This is a genomic window from Bradyrhizobium sp. ORS 278, from assembly GCF_000026145.1.
GTDB lineage: Bacteria > Pseudomonadota > Alphaproteobacteria > Rhizobiales > Xanthobacteraceae > Bradyrhizobium.
Genome location: NC_009445.1, coordinates 3,683,122 through 3,703,382, shown reverse-complemented (window position 1 = coordinate 3,703,382; position 20,261 = coordinate 3,683,122). Strand labels below are relative to the sequence as shown.

At 65.5% G+C, this 20,261-nt stretch carries 14 protein-coding genes; 9 read left to right on the top strand and 5 right to left on the bottom strand.

The genetic code is table 11. From position 1 onward, the window contains the following. Positions 1-45 precede the first annotated feature (45 nt). Positions 46-2,553 carry a penicillin-binding protein 1A gene (locus BRADO_RS16395; RefSeq protein WP_041756598.1) on the bottom strand — a complete coding sequence of 836 codons (2,508 nt, stop codon included), beginning with the start codon at positions 2,551-2,553 and terminating at the stop codon, positions 46-48. A gap of 229 nt (positions 2,554-2,782) precedes the next feature. Next, on the bottom strand, positions 2,783-4,108 hold the full coding sequence (locus BRADO_RS16390) for an N-acetylmuramoyl-L-alanine amidase (protein WP_050781010.1): 1,326 nt from the start codon (positions 4,106-4,108) through the stop codon (positions 2,783-2,785). An 823-nt stretch (positions 4,109-4,931) separates the two neighbouring features. Here BRADO_RS16390 and BRADO_RS16385 point away from each other — a divergent pair. Next, on the top strand, positions 4,932-8,147 hold the full coding sequence (locus tag BRADO_RS16385) for a ribonuclease E/G (protein WP_011926439.1): 3,216 nt from the start codon (positions 4,932-4,934) through the stop codon (positions 8,145-8,147). Positions 8,148-8,238: 91 nt separating this feature from the next. Here the strand turns inward: BRADO_RS16385 and dctA are convergent, their stop codons facing one another. Both dctA and BRADO_RS16375 read right to left on the bottom strand, forming a co-directional pair. Continuing rightward, positions 8,239-9,576: a C4-dicarboxylate transporter DctA gene (gene dctA, locus BRADO_RS16380; protein WP_011926438.1), complete on the bottom strand. Its 1,338-nt coding sequence runs from the start codon at positions 9,574-9,576 to the stop codon at positions 8,239-8,241. A gap of 117 nt (positions 9,577-9,693) precedes the next feature. Continuing rightward, a complete protein-coding gene (locus tag BRADO_RS16375) occupies positions 9,694-10,893 on the bottom strand; it encodes a pyridoxal phosphate-dependent aminotransferase (protein WP_011926437.1) in 1,200 nt (399 codons plus the stop codon). Positions 10,894-11,071: 178 nt separating this feature from the next. On the opposite strand from BRADO_RS16375, the gene BRADO_RS16370 reads away from it, so the two are divergent. Both BRADO_RS16370 and BRADO_RS16365 read left to right on the top strand, forming a co-directional pair. Continuing rightward, positions 11,072-12,469 carry a M48 family metalloprotease gene (locus BRADO_RS16370; RefSeq protein WP_011926436.1) on the top strand — a complete coding sequence of 466 codons (1,398 nt, stop codon included), beginning with the start codon at positions 11,072-11,074 and terminating at the stop codon, positions 12,467-12,469. Between the two features lie 96 nt (positions 12,470-12,565). After that, entirely contained in the window at positions 12,566-13,330 is a 765-nt protein-coding gene (locus BRADO_RS16365; RefSeq protein ID WP_041756596.1) for a DsbA family protein, read from the top strand. Positions 13,331-13,420: 90 nt separating this feature from the next. Here the strand turns inward: BRADO_RS16365 and BRADO_RS16360 are convergent, their stop codons facing one another. Beyond that, positions 13,421-14,092: a GntR family transcriptional regulator gene (locus tag BRADO_RS16360; protein WP_050781009.1), complete on the bottom strand. Its 672-nt coding sequence runs from the start codon at positions 14,090-14,092 to the stop codon at positions 13,421-13,423. Positions 14,093-14,223: 131 nt separating this feature from the next. On the opposite strand from BRADO_RS16360, the gene tcuA reads away from it, so the two are divergent. The 6 genes from tcuA to accC all read left to right on the top strand — a co-directional run bounded on the left by tcuA (position 14,224) and on the right by accC (position 20,236). Continuing rightward, on the top strand, positions 14,224-15,639 hold the full coding sequence (gene tcuA, locus BRADO_RS16355; protein ID WP_011926433.1) for an FAD-dependent tricarballylate dehydrogenase TcuA: 1,416 nt from the start codon (positions 14,224-14,226) through the stop codon (positions 15,637-15,639). Next, the gene (tcuB, locus tag BRADO_RS16350) at positions 15,626-16,729 is read left to right on the top strand and encodes a tricarballylate utilization 4Fe-4S protein TcuB (protein ID WP_011926432.1); all 1,104 of its coding nucleotides are present in this window, start codon (positions 15,626-15,628) and stop codon (positions 16,727-16,729) included. The genes tcuA and tcuB overlap by 14 nt, the downstream gene beginning before the upstream one ends. A 185-nt stretch (positions 16,730-16,914) precedes the next feature. Beyond that, complete coding sequence (locus tag BRADO_RS16345) at positions 16,915-17,658, top strand: DUF1236 domain-containing protein (protein WP_041756594.1); 744 nt, start codon at positions 16,915-16,917, stop codon at positions 17,656-17,658. 246 nt (positions 17,659-17,904) lie between these two features. Then, the gene (locus BRADO_RS16340) at positions 17,905-18,279 is read left to right on the top strand and encodes a hypothetical protein (protein ID WP_050781008.1); all 375 of its coding nucleotides are present in this window, start codon (positions 17,905-17,907) and stop codon (positions 18,277-18,279) included. 43 nt (positions 18,280-18,322) lie between these two features. Then, the gene (gene accB / locus BRADO_RS16335; RefSeq protein ID WP_011926429.1) at positions 18,323-18,802 is read left to right on the top strand and encodes an acetyl-CoA carboxylase biotin carboxyl carrier protein; all 480 of its coding nucleotides are present in this window, start codon (positions 18,323-18,325) and stop codon (positions 18,800-18,802) included. A gap of 84 nt (positions 18,803-18,886) precedes the next feature. Further along, on the top strand, positions 18,887-20,236 hold the full coding sequence (accC, locus tag BRADO_RS16330) for an acetyl-CoA carboxylase biotin carboxylase subunit (protein ID WP_011926428.1): 1,350 nt from the start codon (positions 18,887-18,889) through the stop codon (positions 20,234-20,236). Positions 20,237-20,261: the final 25 nt, after the last annotated feature.

Genomic DNA, 20,261 nt, shown 5'->3' with positions numbered 1-20,261 from the left:
AAAGCGCAATCGCCATGCACCGCATCGTCCGGAGTTTCACGGGGCCTAGTACAGGCTGCCGGTGCCCGGACGAATGATGAAGTTGCCGGAGTCGGGCTGACCGCCGTTCTGCGGCGGCATCATCCGCCCATCGGCATCCGCTACGCCGATCACCGAGTAGTTGTCCGGCGGCGCCGTGCCCGGCTTGAACGCCTCCATGATGGTCCGGCCCGAATCGCCAGGCCCTGCGCGCATGCCGGTCTTGGCGTCGACTCGTACCAGCTTGATGCCGGCCGGGATCTTGAACGGGGTCGCCGGCTTGTCGGCCAGTGCGAGCTTCATGAAGTCCTTGGCGATCGGCGCAGCAAGATGGCCACCGGTCGCGGCGTTGCCTTTGCCGAGCGGACGCGGCTTGTCGTAGCCCATGTAGATCGCGACCGCGAGGTCAGGCGAGAAGCCGACGAACCAGGCGTCCTTGGCCTCGTTGGTGGTTCCCGTCTTGCCGGCGATCGGCTTGCCGACCTCCTTGAGCACGGTCGCCGTGCCGGCCTGAACCACGCCCTCGAGCATCGAGGTGATCTGGTAGGCCGTCATCGTATCCAGCACCTGCTCACGGCGGTCGACCAGTTGCGGCTCGCTCTGGTTCTTCCAGCCGTCCGGCGCGTCGCAGCCGCGGCACTCGCGGGCATCGTGCTTGAAGATGGTGTGGCCGTAGCGGTCCTGGATACGGTCGATCAGGGTCGGCTTCACCCGGCGGCCGCCATTGGCAATCATCGAGTACGCCGTGACCATGCGCATGGCCGTGGTCTCGCCGGCACCGAGCGCGTAGGAGAGATAATTCGGCAGTTCGTCATAGACGCCGAAGCGGCGCGCATATTCCGAGATCAAGGGCATGCCGACGTCCTGCGCGAGGCGCACCGTCACCGTGTTCAGCGACAGCCGCAGCGCGTTGCGCAGGGTCGTGGGTCCGAGATACTTGCCGTTGGAGAAGTTGTCAGGACGCCAGACCTGGCCACCCTGCCCCTGGTCGATCTCGATCGGCGCGTCGACGACCTGGGTCGAGGGCGTGTAGCCATTGTCGAGCGCCGAGGAGTAGACGATCGGCTTGAACGACGAACCAGGCTGACGATAGGCCTGCGTGGCGCGATTGAACTGGCTTTGATCGAACGAGAAGCCGCCGACCATGGCGAGCACGCGCCCGGTGTTGGGGTCCATGGCGACCATCGCGCCGGACACCTCGGGCAGCTGCTCGAGACGATACTGGCCCTCGACCGGGTTGCCTTCCTTGAACAGCGGATCGGCGTAGATCACGTCGCCCGGCTGCAGCACCTGGGCGACCGACGTAGGCACCTTGCCGCGGCCATTGCCGGTCGCCGCGCGCGCCCATTTCACGCCGTCAAGCGTGATCAGACCCGTCTGCCGCTCCTTGCTGACGGCGCCGCCGAGCTCGCGCGGCGGCTGGAACCCGATGCGGGCGGACTGGTCGCTGGTCTCGAGCACCACCGCCATCCGCCACGGCGAGATGTCCGAGAGCGATTTGATTTCCGCGAGCTTGAGGCCCCAGTCGCCGGAGGTGTCGAGCTTGGACACGGGTCCCCGATAGCCCTGCTCCTGGTCATAGCGAACGAGGCCGGCGACCATTGCCTTACGCGCCATGACCTGGATCTTCGGGTCGAGCGTGGTGCGGACCGAGAGGCCGCCTTCGTAAAGCTTCTTCTCGCCATAGCGCTCGAAGATGTCGCGGCGCACCTCCTCGGCGAAGTATTCGCCGGCGAAGATGTGAGCGCCGGTATTGCGGCTCGCGATCGTCAGCGGATCCTTGCGCGCCTTCTCGGCGTCGGCCTGCTTGATCCAGCCGTTCTCCAGCAGACGGTCGACGACGTAGTTGCGGCGCTCGATGGCGCGGTCGCGATTGCGGATCGGATGCAGGCTGCCCGGCATCTTCGGGAGCGCGGCGAGATACGACGCCTCCGCGACCGTGAGCTCGTTGACCGATTTGTCGAAATACACCAGCGACGCCGCCGCGATGCCATAGGCGCCGGACCCGAGATAGATCTCGTTCAGGTACAGCTCGAGGATCTTGTCCTTGGAATAGGTGCGCTCGATGCGCATCGCCAGCAACGCTTCCTTGATCTTGCGCGCGAACGAGACCTCGTTGGTCAGAAGGAAGTTCTTGGCGACCTGCTGGGTGATCGTCGACGCGCCCTGCGGGCGGCGATTCGAGCCAAAGTTCTGGGCGTAGACGACCGCGGCACGCGCCATGCCGGTGAAATCGATGCCGCCGTGCTCATAGAAGTTCTTGTCCTCGGCGGCGAGGAAGGCGTTGATGACGAGCTTGGGAACCGCCTGGATCGGCAGATAGAGCCGGCGCTCCCTGGCGTATTCGCCGACCAGGGAGCCGTCAGCCGCGTGAACCCGTGTCATGACCGGAGGCTCGTAATCCTGCAGCTGGGAATAGTCGGGAAGATCCTTGGAGAAATGCCAGATCAGGCCCGCTGCCGCCGCAACGCCGACGAGGAACACAACGGTACCGGCCGCGAACAGGAAGCCCAAAAACCGCACCAGAAAGCGCATCGGCAAATATCCGTTCCAACTCTTGTTCGTCTCTCGGCTCGGACGCCCAAGCGCCCGGACGCTGCCGCCAGGATCGCGCGGTCGGCTGCAATGCCACGTGACCGATGCCCGAGACGCGCATGGCCAAGCCTATCGAGGGCAAAGACTACCACAACTCCGCCGAGAAGGAATCTCTCACCTGATTCCGGGTGCCTCGCAGCGAAGTTATACCGGTCGGGCTGTGGCCAAACTAGGGCTTTGCACGCGGTGCGGCAGGCTTCTCGGGCCGCTCGCCACCGGCATTGGCGACCCGTTTCGCGAGAAAGGCATCGATTGCCTTCGCCATCGCGTCCGCTGTGCGCGAGCGCCACGCGTCGGAGACCAGGTTCCCCATGTCGCCCTTGTTCGAGACATAGCCGAGTTCGACCAGAACGGAGGGCACATCGGGGGCCTTGAGCACCCTGAAACCGGCGGATTTCAGCGGCCGCTTATGCATTTGGACAGCGGACTTCATGTCGTTCATCAGCAGGCGGGCGAACCGGTTGGAGAAGGTGCGCGTTTCGCGCCGGGCGAGGTCGATCAGGATGTCGGCGACGTCGGCAGGCTCCTCGGTCAGGTTCACCCCGCCGATCTGGTCGGCGCGGTTCTCCGCCTCGGCCAGCCGCTCCGCCTCGACGTCGGAGGCCTTGTCGGAGAGCGTATAGATCGTCGCGCCCTGCGCGTTGCCCTCGCCGCGCGGCAGTGCGTCGGCGTGGACCGACACGAACAGGGCCGCCGACTGCTTCTGGGCGATGCGGACGCGGTCGCCGAGTGGAATGAAGGTGTCGTCGTCGCGGGTCATGACGACGCGATATTTGCCGGACCGTTCGAGGCGGTCACGCAGCGCCTGGCCGAAGGCGAGCACGAGGTTCTTCTCCGGAACCTCGCCGCCCTGGGTGCCGTAGTCGATACCACCATGTCCGGGGTCGATGACCACCACGGGCCGGGAATCGGCAGGACCGGCAGACGGCGGTGCCACGGCGACGGTGGTCGACGGCGGCCTGAGCGACGGCGGCAGGCCGCCGCCCGGTGCGGCGCCCGCAGCGGCGGTTGCGGCGCTCGAATCAGCCGGCTTGGCCTGCAGACGGCTGTCGGCACCGACGGCGCGGGCGAAGGTCGCCTCGTCAGCCTCCTCGAGCTCGATGACAAGCCGCGGCGGCTGCCCATTCGCGGCATCCAATACCGTCGAATTCGCGATTCGGGCCGGCCCGGTAAGGTCGAATACGATTCGGGAGCCACCAGGCATGACCAGCCCGTAGCGGAACGCCTTCACCAAGCCGCGGCCAGCCGTCCCGGCTCCGGTCGGCAGATGAAAGCTGACTTGGGGCAGATCCACCACCACCCGATACGGATCGCTGAGCAGGAAGGCGCGGAACGGCACCGTCTTGTCCAGGTCGAGAACGAAGCGGGTTTGCCGGCCGTCCCCCGCAAGTCGTGCGTCCGTGGCGATCGGGAACCCTGGACCCACGCCAGCAGGAGGGACCTGGCCGACCGGAGCGCTCTGTGCCCGGGCCGGGACGACCGCCGCACATAACATTTGCGTGACGCAGAGCGCCACGCATCCCAGCAATGAGAGGTATCCTGCCCGGCCAGTTGCCAATTCCGTGCCTCCGCACGACGGTCTTACCGCAACCAATCCCAGGGGTTAACCGCCTAATTTTGTCATTTTCGTTAAAGGCGACCGATTGTTGCGGTTCCGCGACGCTTCCCTTGCACCGCCTGACCATTCCTCGTATGTACGAAGTGCTGAAGGCTATTCCTTACTGCCGGTTGTGTCGCGTTCAACCTCCCGGTGAAACGCCGGAAGTTCCGTGATCGGATCCCTCCTGTCGAGGTTTCGTTTGGTCGCGGAGTTCCAGCGCCTTTCCGACGCTCCACAAGCCTGCGCGATCCCCGCGCGGCTGCGACGGAGAGCGGGTCACGAGCCGAGGTGCGCCTAGCGCAGGCGCCGTCTCGCCGAGACCGTCCTGGGCACGAGGTCAAATTTGGCCAAGGTCAGACATGGCGTAGCCCGATACCACGTTCCCGCGGGAACGGGTATTGATCCCAGGGCATGCGTCTCGGCGCGATCTGGCCTTCGGCAAGAGACAAGGCGGCACTCGCTGCCGCCCACATATTCCAGACGGGCCGACGCTTGATGCGCCAGACTGAGTTGCCAACCATGACCAGCGGACGATCCGCGCCGATGCGGGGCCTGCCCCCCGCCCGGCCAATCGCTCCGCCGGCACCAGGGGCAGCACGGCGCGACCAACTGCGTTTAGGCCTTCCCCTCACCCCCGAATCAGGTGGACCGTCGCGTCATCCGACAGCGCGCCACGCGCTCGCGGCCAACCGCGTCCGTCGCCTCCAAGAGTTCCAATATGCCCAACAAGATGTTGATCGATGCTACCCACCCGGAAGAGACCCGGGTGGTCGTCGTCCGCGGTAACCGCGTCGAGGAATTTGATTTCGAAACTGCCCAGCGCAAGCAACTCCGGGGCAACATCTATCTGGCAAAGGTCACCCGCGTCGAACCTTCGCTGCAGGCCGCCTTCGTCGAATACGGCGGCAATCGCCATGGCTTCCTGGCCTTCAGCGAAATCCATCCTGACTACTACCAGATCCCGGTCGCGGACCGGCAGGCGCTGATCGAGGCCGAAGAGCGCGCCCACCGCGAGGCCGAGGAAGAGAACGAGAATCGTTCCAACCGCCGCCGCAACCGCCACCGCAGTTCGCGCCGCCGCGGCAGTGGCGAGCGTGTGCAGAGCGAGATCGTCGAGGCCGCCGAGAGCGGCCAGACCGTTCACGCCGAAGGCCATGAGGCTGACCACGAGGCGCATGAGCATCACGCTTACGCCGGTGACGATCATCCGGATCATCCGCACGCGGAAATCGATGAGCACGGAGTGGCGCAGGGCTTTTCCGAAGCGGCGGTCGATGCCGCCGAGCACGATGACGCGACCGACGCGCAGGACGGTGCGGCCGAGTCGTCGCATGATCATGCCGAGGACCATCATGACGCGGGCGCCGTGCCCACACCGGCAGAGTCCGTAGCCGCCGCCGAGCAACCGGCCGCGCGGGCCGCCGAGACTGCGGCCGCCCCGATCAGCGACGCGCCCGCCGAGGCGCCGGCCTCCGCTGGAGACGCCGACGACGATCATGAGACCCACGGTCATGACCAGCATGATCATGACCACGATCATCATGACCATGTCCATGACGAGCACGATCACGACGAGCATGAGCACGACGAGGATGTCGCGGACATCGCGCCGGTCGGCGCGCATGAGGGCGATGGTGCAACGATCGTGCCGGGCGACGAGAACGGCACAGATCCGATTTCCGACGAGCATGAGGACGACGACGAGGAGATCGAGGAAGAGGTCGTCGAATCCGTCGGGGGTGACGACGTGCTCGAGGAGGTGCCGGAGCGCACCTTCCGTCCGCGCCGCCAGTACAAAATTCAGGAGGTCATCAAGCGCCGGCAGGTGATGCTGGTGCAGGTGGTCAAGGAGGAGCGCGGCAACAAGGGGGCGGCTCTCACCACGTATCTGTCGCTCGCTGGCCGTTATGCCGTGCTGATGCCGAACACCGCCCGCGGCGGCGGCATCAGCCGCAAGATCACCTCGGCGCAGGACCGCTCGCGCCTCAAGGAAGTGGTGCAGGATCTCGACGTGCCCGAGGGCATGGGCGTCATCCTTCGCACCGCCGGCGCCAATCGCACCAAGCCCGAGATCAAGCGCGACTTCGAATATCTGCTGCGTCTCTGGGAAACCGTCCGCGACATGACCCTGAAGTCGCAGGCGCCGACCCTGGTCTACGAAGAGGGCTCGCTGATCAAGCGCTCGCTGCGCGACCTCTACAACAAGGAGATCGACGAAATTCTGGTGGCCGGCGAAGCGGGCTACCGCGAGGCCCACGACTTCATGAAGATGCTGATGCCGACCAACGTCCGGGCGGTGAAGCAATATCGTGACGGCCAGCCGCTGTTCTCGCGGATGGGCGTGGAGAGCCAGCTCGATGCGATGTTCACGCCGACGGTCCAGCTTCGCTCGGGCGGCTACATCGTCATCAACCAGACCGAGGCGCTGGTCTCGATCGACGTGAACTCGGGCCGCGCCACGCGCGAGCATCACATCGAGGACACCGCGCTCAAGACCAACATGGAGGCCGCCGAGGAAGTGGCGCGGCAGCTCCGTCTGCGCGACCTCGCCGGACTGATCGTCATCGACTTCATCGACATGGACGAGAAGCGGAACAACCGCTCCGTCGAACGCAAGCTGTCGGACTGCCTGCGGCAGGACCGTGCCCGCATCCAGGTCGGCCGCATCTCGCATTTCGGTCTGCTCGAAATGTCGCGCCAGCGCATTCGCGCCAGCGTGCTGGAGAGCTCGACCGAGCCCTGCGCGCATTGCGGCGGCAGCGGCCATGTCCGTTCCGTCTCGTCAGTCGCGCTGCAGCTTCTGCGCAGCCTCGAAGAGGCGCTGATGAAGGGCGCGACCCACAATCTCGTGGTCCGCACCCGCACCGAGGTGGCACTCTACGTGCTCAACCACAAGCGCGGCCACCTGCGCGACCTCGAGAACAGCTTCAAGGTGTCGCTGGCCGTCATCGCCGATCCGAATGTGAGCGGGCAGCAATCCTTCATCATCGACCGCGGCGAGCAGGTTCACACCCTCGAGGCGGCCAAGGCGCTGCTCGCGGCGCAGGCCTCCGCGCCGCCGCTGGTGGCCGAGGAGATCTACGACGACGAGGAAGCTTTCGACGTCGAGATCGAGTCCGAGGTCGAGACTGAAGAGACCGAGGGCCTGTCCGAGGAGGCTGCCGATGCCGCGTCCGGCGACGGCGACCGTGATGGTCCGCGCCGCAAGCGCCGCCGGCGTCGTCGCGGCCGTGGCGGAGAGGCCCGCGAGGGCGCACTGCCGGAAGGCGCAGTCTCGTCATCGGCAGCCGAATCGGGCTCGGCTGCCGAGCAGTCCGTCGAGGACGGCGAGGCCGAGGATGAAGAGTCGGAAGAGCAGCCGGCCTTCGCTCAGGGCGAGCAGAATGATCAGGCCGGCGGCGAGCGACGTCCCCGCCGTCGCGGCCGCCGCGGCGGCCGCCGCCGGCGTGGTGGCGCGGACGAGGGTCTCGCCGGTTCGATCGGTGACGATCTCGCGCCGGCCTCGGTGTCTGAGGCTGAAGCCGCGGTGGCCGACTTCGACGGCAATGGCAACATTCATCATCACGATGAGCCGGCCCAGCCTGCGACTCTGACGCATGCCGTCGCTGTGACCGAGGCCGAGGAGACCGTTGCGACCGCGGCGGCGCCGCAGGCCCCTGCCCCAGCCGCTGAAGTTCCGGCTCAGGAGCCCGAAGCTCCCAAGGCGGATTCAGAGAAGACCCCGCGACGCTCCACGGTGCGCGAAAAGGTCAGCTTCGTCACCGAGCCGAAGCCCGACAGCGTTGCGACGGCTGTGAACGTCGCCGAGAGCAGCCCGGCTCCGGCCGTACCGAGCCCAGCGCCCGAGCCGGTTGCGACCGAGTCGTCTTCAGAGCCGCCTGCCGCCCCGCGCCGGGCCGGCTGGTGGTCGCGTCGATTCGGTGGAGGGCAGTAGGCCGTCACAGCGTTCGAGCGCTTCAATGCAAAACGCCCGGCCGAAGCGGCTGGGCGTTTTTCGTTGGCGAGTTCTGCGGCGCAGGGAGCCCTCAGCCGGTCGTCACGGCGGTCTCGACATCGGACGGATCGATCTGCTGGTTGAGCCGACGTTGCAGCAGGTCGTGATCGAGCTCGCCCTCCCACCACGACACGAACACGGCGGCGATGCCGTTGCCGGTGATGTTGGTGAGCGCGCGCACCTCGCTCATGAACTTGTCGATCGAGAACACGATCGCCATGCCCGGCACCAGAGCCGGGTTCACCACCGACAGGGTCGCGGCCAGCGTAATGAAGCCGGCGCCGGTGACGCCGCTGGCGCCTTTCGAGGTCAGCATGGCGACGATCAGGATGGTGACCTGCTGGCTGAAGGAGAGATCGACGCCGAGCGCCTGCGAGATGAACAGCGTCGCCAAGGTCATGTAGATGTTGGTGCCGTCCAGATTGAACGAATAGCCGGTCGGCACGACCAGGCCGACCACCGGCTTGGAGCAGCCGAGCCGCTCCAGCTTCTCCATCAGCTGCGGCAGCGCGCTCTCGGAGGAGCTGGTGCCGAGCACGATCAAGAGCTCGTCCTTGATGTAAGCGACGAACTTGAAGATGCTGAAGCCGATGAAGCGTGCGATCAGTCCGAGCACGATCACGACGAACAGGCCGGCGGTGATGTAGAACAGCGCGATCAGGCCGATCAGGTTGCCGAGCGCTGCCGGACCGTACTTGCCGATCGTAAAGGCCATGGCGCCGAAGGCTCCGACTGGTGCGGCCTTCATGACGATGGCGATGACGCCGAACACCGCATGCGCCGTGTCATCGATGATGTCACGCAGCCGGTGACCGCGCTCGCCGAGCGCCATCAAAGCGAAGCCGAACAGGATCGCGAACAGCAGCACCTGCAGGATGTCGCCGCGCGCCAGCGCGCCGACCACGCTGTCCGGGATGATGTTGAGGACGAAGTCGACCGACTTCTGCGCCTCGGCCTGCTTGACGTAGTTGGCAACCGCCGCTGCATCCGGCTTGGCGGCGAGCCCGTGACCGATCGGAGCGAGGTTGCCGACGATGAGGCCGAGCAGCAGCGCGAAGGTCGAGACGATCTCGAAATAGACCAGGGCCTTGACGCCGACCCGGCCGACCTTGCTGGCATTCTGGATGTGCGCGATGCCCGACACCACGGTGCAGAAGATGATCGGCGCGATCACCATCTTGATCAGCTTGATGAAGCCGTCGCCGAGCGCCTTGATCCAGTCGTTGGTGGCCAGGTTCGGGAACAGCCAGCCGACCACGATACCGATCAGGATCGCGATCAGGACCTGCACATAGAGAATGCTGTACCAGGGCTTTTTGCCCGTCTGCGACGGAACGTCTCGCGTTCCGATGTCTGTTGCTGCCGCCATCGGCCTCATCCACCTTCGTCTATCGGGCGTCGCTTGTCCCAGCCCGTGCGCGGCGCACCTCAGACAGTTTGTCGCGGCCGAGTCAATGACGACGAAGGATCGCCGGAGAGCCCTGCCCTAGCCGAGCCAACGTGCGATCCGGGCCACCGCCTCGCGCATGTCGTCAGCCGAGCGTGCATAGGAGAAGCGCACGAAGCTGCGGCCGTGGATCGGATCGAAGTCGACGCCGGGCGTCGCAGCGACATGGGTCTCCTCCAGCATCCGCTTGGCAAAGTCGAAGCTGTCGGTCGTGAAGTCAGACACATCGGCGTAGAGATAGAATGCGCCGTCGGCCGGCAGGAACCGGCTCAGACCCGCCTTCGGAAGACCCTCGATCAGGATGCGGCGGTTCTCCTGATAACCATGCTTGATCGCGTCCATTTCCGGCCGGCCATCGAACGCCGCTTCGGCCGCAATCTGCGACAAGGTGGGAACCGAGATCGCGAGGTTTTGCTGCAGGCGCTCGATCGGACGCACCAGCGCATCCGGCACCACCATCCAGCCGATGCGCCAGCCGGTCATGCAGAAGTATTTCGAGAACGAGTTGATGATCAGCGCGTCCGGCGACAGCTCCGCCGCGGTGACCGCCGGAAACGCGTAGTCGAGCCCGTGATAGATCTCGTCGGAGATGAAGCGGATGCCGGCGCCGCGCGCCGCCGCGATGACGCCGCCCAGCGCCTCGCGCGACATCATCGTGCCCGTGGGATTGGCCGGGCTCGCCACCAGCACGCCCTTCAACGGGGTCTCGCGATGCGCCGCCAGCAGTGCCTCGCCGGTCAGGGCGTGTCGGTTCTCGGCGGTGGTCTCGATCAGCACCGGCTCGCAGCCGAGCGCGGTGAGGATGTGGCGATAAGGCGGATAGCCTGGCACCGTGACGGCGACGCGGTCGCCGGGCTCGAACATCGCCAGGAAGGCCAGGATGAATCCCGCCGAGGATCCCGTGGTGATCACGATCCGCGCCGGATCGATCTCGCACGCATGAGTCTCGTGATAGTGACGCGCGATTCGCTGGCGCAGCGACGAAAGTCCCAGCGCCGACGTGTAATCGATACGGGCCTGGTCGAGCGCCGCATGGGCGGCAGCAATCGCGGTTCGCGGTGCCGGCGCGGCCGGCTGGCCGACCTCCATGTGGATGACATGGCCGCCGCCCGCCTCGATGCGCTCGGCCGCGGCCATCACGTCCATCACCATGAACGGCGGAACATTGCTGCGGGCGGAGGGCGCCGTCAGGCTGGCGAGCCGCTGTTCCAATGTCGGTATCACTGTCGCATCCACCATCGATATCTGCTATTGACCCCGGCTGTTCGGACCCGCTCTCTCGATCGGCGGACGCAGGCCCCAAATGACCGGGTCGTGGGATCTGATTTGGGCCGCATTCGCCGCAGATGAGCCGCATTCCGCCGTTTGGTGGGCAATAGCCCGTATCGAGCCTCGCGCCAATTGCAAAGATCGCCTGATGTCGCTCCGTATCGTGCTCCGCAACAAACTGTCCCGTGGCTGTGCCGCGCTCGTCGCGGTTGCCGTGGCGACTGCGCCGCTCGCGCCGGCCTCGGCCCAGCAGGGCAAGGGACCGCCGATCCTGCGCGACACCGAAACCGAGGTGCTGCTGCGTGAGTACACGCGCCCGATCCTGCGCGTGGCCGGTCTCGAGAAGCAGAACATCCAGATGGTCATCATCAACGATGCGTCGTTCAACGCGTTCGTTGCCGACGGCCGTCGCATCTTCGTCAATTACGGCGCGATCATGCAGTCGGAGAATCCGAACCAGCTGATCGGCGTTCTCGCGCACGAGACCGGCCATCTCGCCGGCGGCCACCTCGCCAAGCTGCGCCAGCAGCTGGCCACCGCCCAGACACAGATGATCATTGCCACCATCCTCGGCGCCGGCGCACTCGCCATGGGCGCCTCCCGCGGCGGCAATGGCGGTCTCGCCAATGCGGGCGCCGCGACACTGTCGGCACCCGGCGAGGTTATCCGCCGCTCGCTGCTGTCCTATCAGCGTCAGCAGGAGGAGAACGCCGACCGTGCCGGCGTCAAATTCCTGACCGCGACGGCGCAATCGCCCAAGGGCATGTACGAGACCTTCAAGCGCTTCACCAATGAGAGCCTGTTCGCCGCGCGCGGGGCCGATCCGTATCTGCAGTCGCATCCGATGCCGGCGGACCGCGTCGAGGCGCTGGAAGGTCTGGCGCGGCAATCGCCCTATTGGGACAAGAAGGACGACGCGGCGCTGCAACTGCGTCACGACATGGTCCGGGCCAAGATTTCCGCCTTCATGGAGCGGCCGGACACCGTGGCGCGGCGCTACCCGCTGTCCGACAATGGCATGCCGGCCCGCTATGCCAGAGCGATCTCGACCTATCTCCACGGCGACCTGCGCAGCGCGCTGAACCAGATCGACGCCCTGATCCAGGCGCAGCCCAACAACCCCTATTTCTACGAGGTGCGCGGTCAGGCCCTGCTGGAAGGCGGCCGTCCGGCCGAGGCGATCGCGCCGCTGCGCAAGGCGGTGCAGCTGTCCAATAACGCCCCGCTCATCGAGATGTTACTTGGCCAGGCCTTGGTGGCATCGGAAAACAAGGCCTACACGGAAGAGGCGATCTCGATCCTGCGCGCGGCCGTGGCGCGCGAATCAGAGGCGCCGCTCGGCTATTCCCAGCTCGCAATGGCCTATGGCCGCAAGGGCGACTATGCCGAAGCGGATCTCGCGTCCGCCCAGGCTGCCTTCCTCCGTGGCGACAACAAGACCGCTCGCGAGCTGGCATCGCGAGCCAAGACCCGCTTCGCGGTGGGCTCGCCGGGCTGGGTGAAGGCGGACGACATCGTCGCGTCCAAACCGCTTTCGAACCAGTAGAACGACCAATTTGCTGCTAACATCAAGCTCGGATTACCAAAATACCAATCCAGCTCTGACAAGGACCCGATCATTTTGACCCAGAGGACCTTCTTCATGCCGTCATTCCGCAAGCTCCTTCCCGCGGCGCTGCTCGCGCTTTCGCTCAGCGGCGTCCCGCAGGTCGCGACGGCACAGAGCATCTCCGACAGCCAGCGGGGCGAGATCGAGACCATCGTGCGGAACTATCTGATCGCCCATCCCGAGGTGCTCGAGGAAGCGATGACAGAGTTGCAGAAGCGGCAGACCGCCGCCGAAGCGGCGAAGCACGAGGCAAGCATCACCAAGAACGCCGACACCATCTTCAACTCGCCGCGCGGCGTCGTGCTCGGCAACAAGGATGGCGACGTCACCTTCGTCGAGTTCTTCGATTACAATTGCGGCTACTGCAAGCGCGCGATGGCCGACATGATGGAGCTGATGAAGAGCGATCCGAAGCTGAAGGTCGTGCTGAAGGAATTCCCCGTGCTGAGCCAGGGCTCGGTCGAAGCCGCCCAGGTCGCCGTCGCTGTCCGGATGCAGGCGCCGCAGAAATATCTCGACTTCCATCAGAAGCTGCTCGGTGGCCGCGGCCAGGCCGACAAGGCCCACGCGCTCGCGGTCGCCAAGGACCTCGGCCTCGACATGGCCAAGATCGAGAAGGACATGGCGAGCCCCGAGGCCAAGGCGACGATCGAGGAGAACTTCAAGCTCGCCGAGGACATGGGCATGAACGGCACGCCGAGCTACGTCATCGGCAAGCAGGTCGTGGTCGGCGCCGTCGGCGTCGAGGGCCTGCGCGAGAAGATCAGCACCGCGCGCTGCGGCAAGGCGACCTGCTGAGCGCCTGCGGATCGCGCCGCAAACCACGAAGGCCGGCTGCATCAGCCGGCCTTTTTGTTTGCTCGGCGGACGGACCTTGCCGCTTATCCGTCACGCGGTCAGCCTCATCCCGAGCCGGGTCCGCAATGCTTCGCGGATATGGTTGCGCGCGATCGACTCGGCGAGGTCGGGGTCGCGAGCGGCGATCGCCTCGATCAGTTCGGCATGCTCGGCGGCAGCCGTTGTAGGACGACCCTCGGCGGCAAAGGTGGTGGTGCCCAGCAGCGAAATCGCCACATGCATGTCGGCCAGTGCGGCATCGAGATAGCGGTTGCGCGCCGCCCGTTGCATCGCGCCGTGCATGAGCCGGTTCAGGCGCGCCAGCTCGGCCGCGTCGCCGGCTGCGGCGACGAAGCGTGCGTGAATGTCACGGAGTGCCGCGATCTCGGCCGGCGCGGCGTATTGCGCGGCGAGCCGGGCCGCCGCACCTTCGAGTATCTCTCGCATCGCGTAGAGCTCGAGAACCTCGCTCGGATCGAGGCTGCGAACGATCAGACCACGGCCGCCGGCCGGCTGCACCCAACCCTTTGCCAACAGCCTCCCGAACGCTTCGCGCACCGGCGTACGGCTGACGCTCAGCCGCTGGGCCACCTCGTCCTCGCGCAGCCGGTCTCCGGAGCGATAGACGCCGGTTTCCAGCGCCCGGCACAGCGCGCGGAACACCGCCTCGCCCAGTGAGACGTTATCGCGGTCAATCGGCAGCATGGGCGCATCGGAAGCCATAGCGAGCACTGTCTCACAGGCGCGTTGCCAACAAAAGGTGCCTTGCATATTTTTGTATACAATAGTATTCGAAATTAGGCCGGCGCGGGGATGTTCCAGGCGCCGCCGTTCCCTCTCGGAGAGATCGCGTCATGACGACCGGCGGCGACATCGCCGATTATTCAAAGGCCTATGACGTCGTCGTGGTCGGCGGTGGCAACGCGGCCTTGTGTGCTGCCATCGCTGCCCGCCGCGCCGGCGCGTCAGTGATCGTTGTCGAGGCCGCCTCGAAATTTTATCGCGGCGGCAACACGCGCCATACCCGCAACATGCGCTGCGCCCACGACGCCGCCACGGCCACCCTGAGCGGTCCCTACACCGAGGAGGAGTTCTGGGACGACCTGCTGCGCGTCACCGAAGGCCAGACCAACGAGCAGCTCGCGCGCATGATGATCCGGCAGTCCAAGGAGATGCTCGACTGGATCGTCGACCAGGGCGTGCGCTTTCAGCCCTCGCTGGGCGGCACGCTGAGCCTCGGGCGTACCAACTCGTTCTTTCTCGGCGGCGGGCGCGCGATGCTGAATGCGCTCTATCTGACCGCGGAGCGTCTCGGCATCGACGTGCTCTATGAGGCCGAGGTGGTGGCGCTCGATATCGACAATGTTCGCTTTCGCGCAGCCATCGCAAAACAGCGTGACAGTCGGATCCGCATTCGCGGCAAAGCGCTGGTGGCCGCAGCCGGCGGCTTCGAATCCAACATCGACAAATTGGTGGAAGGCTGGGGCGAGATCGCGCGCAATTTCCTGATCCGCGGCACGTCCAACAATCGCGGCACGGTGCTGGACATGCTGCTCGGTGCCGGCGTCGACAGCATCGGCGATCCGACGCAATGCCACGCGGTCGCCATCGACGCCCGAGCGCCAAAATATGATGGCGGCATCATCACCCGGCTCGACTGCGTGGTGTTCGGCATCGTCGTGAACAAGCACGCGCAGCGTTTCTACGACGAGGGCGAGGACGTCTGGCCAAAGCGCTACGCGATCTGGGGCCGGCTGGTCGCCGCGCAGCCCGACCAGATCGCCTACATCATCTTCGATGCGAAATCGACCAATCTGTTCATGCCCTCGCTCTACCCTGCAATCCAGGCTGACAGCGTCGCCGCGCTTGCGGGCAAGCTCGACCTCGATCCAGAGGCGCTGTCGGCGACGGTCGCAGAGTTCAATGCGGCGGTGCGCGACGGCACCTTCAACCCGGATCTTCTCGACGATTGCCGCACCGAGGGCCTGACCCCGCCAAAGACGCATTGGGCACGGCGCATCGAGGCTGGGCCTTACTACGCCTATCCGGTCAGGCCCGGCATCACCTTCACCTATCTCGGCGTGCGGGTCGATCACGAGGCGAGGATGATGATGAAGAGCGGCGGGCCAGCCGACAACATGTATGCCGCCGGCGAGATCATGGCCGGCAACGTGCTCGGCCGCGGCTATGCTGCCGGCATCGGCATGACCATCGGCAGCGTGTTCGGACGCATCGCAGGCACGGGAGCAGCACGACATGCAGCGCAGTGAGGCATTGACCGAAGCAGATCGCCTGATGACGATCTGCAATTCCTGCCGCTATTGCGAAGGACTCTGCGCCGTGTTTCCGGCGATGGAGATGCGTCGCGCGTTCACGTCAGGCGACCTGAACTACTTCGCAAATCTGTGCCATTCCTGCGGCGCCTGCTATGTCGATTGCCAGTTCTCGCCGCCGCACGAATTCGACGTCCGCGTCCCTGCCGTGCTCGCGCGCGTCAGGCACGAGAGCTATGCCGATTACGCCTGGCCGCGCGCGCTCGCTCCGATCTTCAAGCGCAATGGACTGGCGATCGCGCTCACGGCCGTGCTGAGCATGGCCGCTTTCATTCTCGGCTTCGTCGCCTTCAACGACCCAGCAGCGCTGTTCGCAACCCGCCATGGTCCTGGATCGTTCTATGCATTGATGCCGCACAACGCCATGGCGCTGGTGTTCGGCGCGGCGTTCCTGTGGGCCATCGTCGCCTTCGTTCAGGGGACGCGCGCGTTCTGGAAGGACATCGGAGAGCCGCATGCGACGTTGGCCGAACCGCGCTCTCTCCTGCGCGCGGTGCGTGACGCCGGCAGCCTGCGCTATCTCGATGGCGGCGGCGTCGGCTGCTACAACGAGGATGAGAAGCCGGGCGATACCAGGCGCGTTTATCATCATCTGACGTTCTACGGATTCCTGCTCTGCTTCGCCTCCACCAGCGTCGCGACGCTCTATCACTACCTGTTGCACCGCGAGGCGCCCTACCCGCTGTGGGATCTGCCGGTGGTGCTCGGCACCTTCGGCGGCCTGGGTATCGTGATCGGTCCACTCGGCCTCTATGCCGCGAAACGCAGGCGCGAGCCGGAGATGATGGATGATCGCAGCCGCGGCATGGACGTTGCGTTTCTGGCCATGCTGGTGCTGACCGGCGTGACCGGCCTGGGTCTGCTGTTGTTGCGCGAGACCGGCGCAATGGGTCCGTTGCTTGCGCTACACCTTGGCGCTGTTTTCGCGCTCTTCGTCACCATGCCCTATGGCAAGTTCGTACACGGCCTCTATCGCTTCCTTGCCCTCGTTCGCTACGCCGGAGAGCGCCACCAGGTGTCGGTGTAGTCCGCCGGAACACACGGTCTCTCGCGGTTGGTCCCGCTTTTGTCATGCAGCATTCATGACTCTGAGCATCCGTTCATAAAGTTGCGATCTGCGACATTTTTTCGGAACGATTGGAGCGGTGCGGAACGACTCCAACCTCCTGCCGTTGTCGGCGCGGGCAGTGCCAATGATGAGGAGGATCGAGGATGACTAATCGCTTGATGGTATCAGTTGCTGCAGTCGCGCTTCTGGCGGGTGCGACCTTCGCTCACGCGCAGGGCGGCGCCGGTGGTGCGGGCGGCGCGGGTGGACAGTCCGGGGGCGCCGCGATGCAGGGCGGTGCGAGCGGTGGCATGAACGCGGGTGGCGGCGCGATGAACCGCGACACCGCATCGCCTTCGGCGGGCGGCTCCTCCGAGATGCGCTCCAGCCAGTCGGAGCAGAAGGGCACCGCGACCAAGGGCCAGCGCGCCGAGGAAGGCATGAAGGGCCCGAATTCGAAGAGCATGAGCTCCGAGAATGAGAAGACCGAGAAGAGCGGCTCGAAGAACATGAAGGCCGAAGGTCGCGAGGGCCGCGAGAACAACAACATGAAGGCGGAGGGCCGCGACAGCAAGACCGGCACCAGCACCAACGCCGAGACCAAGACCGGCGGCGATCGGTCGCAGACGACGACGGGACAGGCCGGCGCCGGCGCCAAGCTCTCGACCGAGCAGCGCACCAAGATCACCAGCGTGATCCGCAGCCAGCACGTCGAGCCGGTGACCAACGTCAACTTCAACATCTCCGTCGGCACCCGGGTGCCGCGCGAGGTCCACTTCCACCCGCTCCCGGCCGAAGTCGTGACGGTTTATCCGGAATGGCGCGGATATGACTTCATCCTGGTTCGTGAGCAGATCATCGTCATCGATCCTCATTCCTATGAGATCGTCGCAGTTCTCGACACCTGATCCCGACCAGGCAGGTGCTGAGACAAAGGGGCGGACAGCAATGTCCGCCCCTTCATGCTGCCGGGCTACACGTCAGGCGTGCATCTCGCCGTTCACAGTGGTTAATGTGCCATTTCCAGGACTTGTCAGACTTTTTTCGTGTGACGGAGCAGCGCGCCTATCCCCACCCCCGGTGCCGAAAGGCTTTCCCTTGCCGGCTTTGTTACCTATAACGCCGCCCACTGCCGCCACACCGCCGGGATGGGAATGGCCGACGACACGCACGAGACAATCGAAGTCTGCGATAGACCCAACTTGCATCCGGGCACGAGCGAGCCGGACACCCACGACCGCGCCAATTTGGTCGATGGTGCACGTGGGGACGGCAGGACAGCATTCCGCCCGGAAGCGGCGGCTCCATCACGGCATTTGAATACCTTCGTCGCGTCGCGCAAAGCAGTGATGCAAAACAGCAACATGCACCTTTGCAAGGCTCTCAGGCACCACTCATTCACGGCCCAGGCCGCGTTTGCGTCAATATCTGGCTTAGGGATCGACAATGGCGATCAGTTCCCGATCGCCGTTTCCGCGGCAGATCTTGGCGCACCGACCGACCCGACCGACATCACGGCGCAAGCCTGACGTCCCTCGCCCTCACGTCACACAACGTTTCTGGATCACGATCATGGCGCCCCAGCCCGACGACAAGACCACGGCGAAATCCGAAGACAGCCAGCTCATCCGCGAGTTGGCCGCGCTCCTGGACGAGACCAGCCTGACCGAGATCGAGCTCGAGCGCGCGGGCCTGCGCATCCGCGTCGCCCGCAACGTCACCGTCGCGGCCGCCGTGCCGTCGGCCATTCCCGCCGTTGCCGCCGCCGTTCCGGTCGCCGCCGCGGCGGCTGCAGCCGGCGCTGACCTTTCCAAGCATCCGGGCGTCGTGCCCTCGCCGATGGTCGGCACCGCTTATTGGGCGCCGGAGCCGGGCGCCAAGCCGTTCGTCGAGGTCGGATCCAAGGTCTCGGTCGGCCAGACCCTGATGATCATCGAGGCCATGAAGACGATGAACCAGATCCCGTCGCCGCGCGCCGGCACGGTGACTCAGGTCCTGGTCGAGGACGGCCAGCCGGTCGAATTCGGCGAGCCGCTGGTGATCATCGAGTAGGGGCGAGTGGCGAATGGCGAGTAGCGAATGGTCGCTGCTTCCCTACTCGCCATTCGCCATTCGCCATTCGCTTCGTAGGACGCCATGTTCGACAAGATCCTGATCGCCAACCGCGGCGAAATCGCCCTCCGCATCCTCCGAGCCTGCAAGGAGCTCGGCATCTCCACGGTCGCGGTGCATTCGACCGCGGACGCCGATGCCATGCATGTGCGCCTTGCCGATGAGAGCGTCTGCATCGGTCCGCCGCCGTCGAAGGACAGCTATCTCAATATCCCCGCGCTGCTCGCGGCGTGCGAGATCACCGGCGCCGACGCGGTGCATCCGGGCTACGGCTTCCTGTCCGAGAACGCGCGCTTCGCAGAGATCCTCTCCGATCACAATCTGCATTTCATCGGGCCGAAGGCGGAGCACATCCGCCTGATGGGCGACAAGATCGAGGCCAAGAAGACCGCCAAGCGTCTGGGCATCCCGGTCGTGCCCGGCTCCGACGGCGCGGTGACGCCGGACCAGGATGCGATGGCGATCGCCAAGGCGATCGGCTTCCCGGTGCTGGTGAAGGCGGCCGCCGGCGGCGGCGGCCGCGGCATGAAGGTCGCGCACACCGAGGCGGACCTGCAGCTGGCGCTGACCACCGCGGCCAACGAGGCCAAGTCGGCGTTCGGCGATGCGTCGGTCTATCTGGAGAAATATCTGCAGAAGCCGCGACACATCGAGATCCAGGTGCTCGGCGACGGCCGCGGCGGCGCGATCCATCTCGGCGAGCGCGACTGCTCGCTGCAGCGCCGCCACCAGAAGGTCTGGGAGGAAGGCCCCTCGCCGGTGCTCGATGTCGCCTCGCGGGCCAAGATCGGCAACACTGTCGCCAAGGCGATGCAGGAGCTGAAATATATCGGCGTCGGCACGATCGAATTCCTCTACGAGGACGGCGAGTTCTATTTCATCGAAATGAACACCCGCATCCAGGTCGAGCATCCCGTCACCGAGATGATCACCGGCATCGACCTCGTGCTGGAGCAGATCCGCATCGCCGCCGGCGGCGACCTGCCGATGACCCAGGACCAGGTGACCATCAACGGCCACTCGATCGAGTGCCGCGTCAACGCCGAGAACCCGGTCAGCTTCCGGCCCTCTCCCGGCAAGATCCAGCAATACCACCCGCCCGGCGGCCTCGGCGTCCGCATCGACTCCGCCGTGTATCAGGGCTACGTGATCCCGCCTTATTACGACTCGCTGGTCGGCAAGCTGATCGTGCACGGCAAGAGCCGGGTCGAGTGCCTGATGCGGCTGCGCCGCGCGCTGGACGAGATGGTGGTCGACGGCATCGAGACCACGCTGCCGCTGTTCCGCGCGTTGGTGCGCGAGCCCGCGATCATCGACGGCGACTATCACATCCACTGGCTCGAGCAGTATCTGGCCGGCCAGAAGGCGGACTGACACGGGCCCGTTCATAAAACCCTCA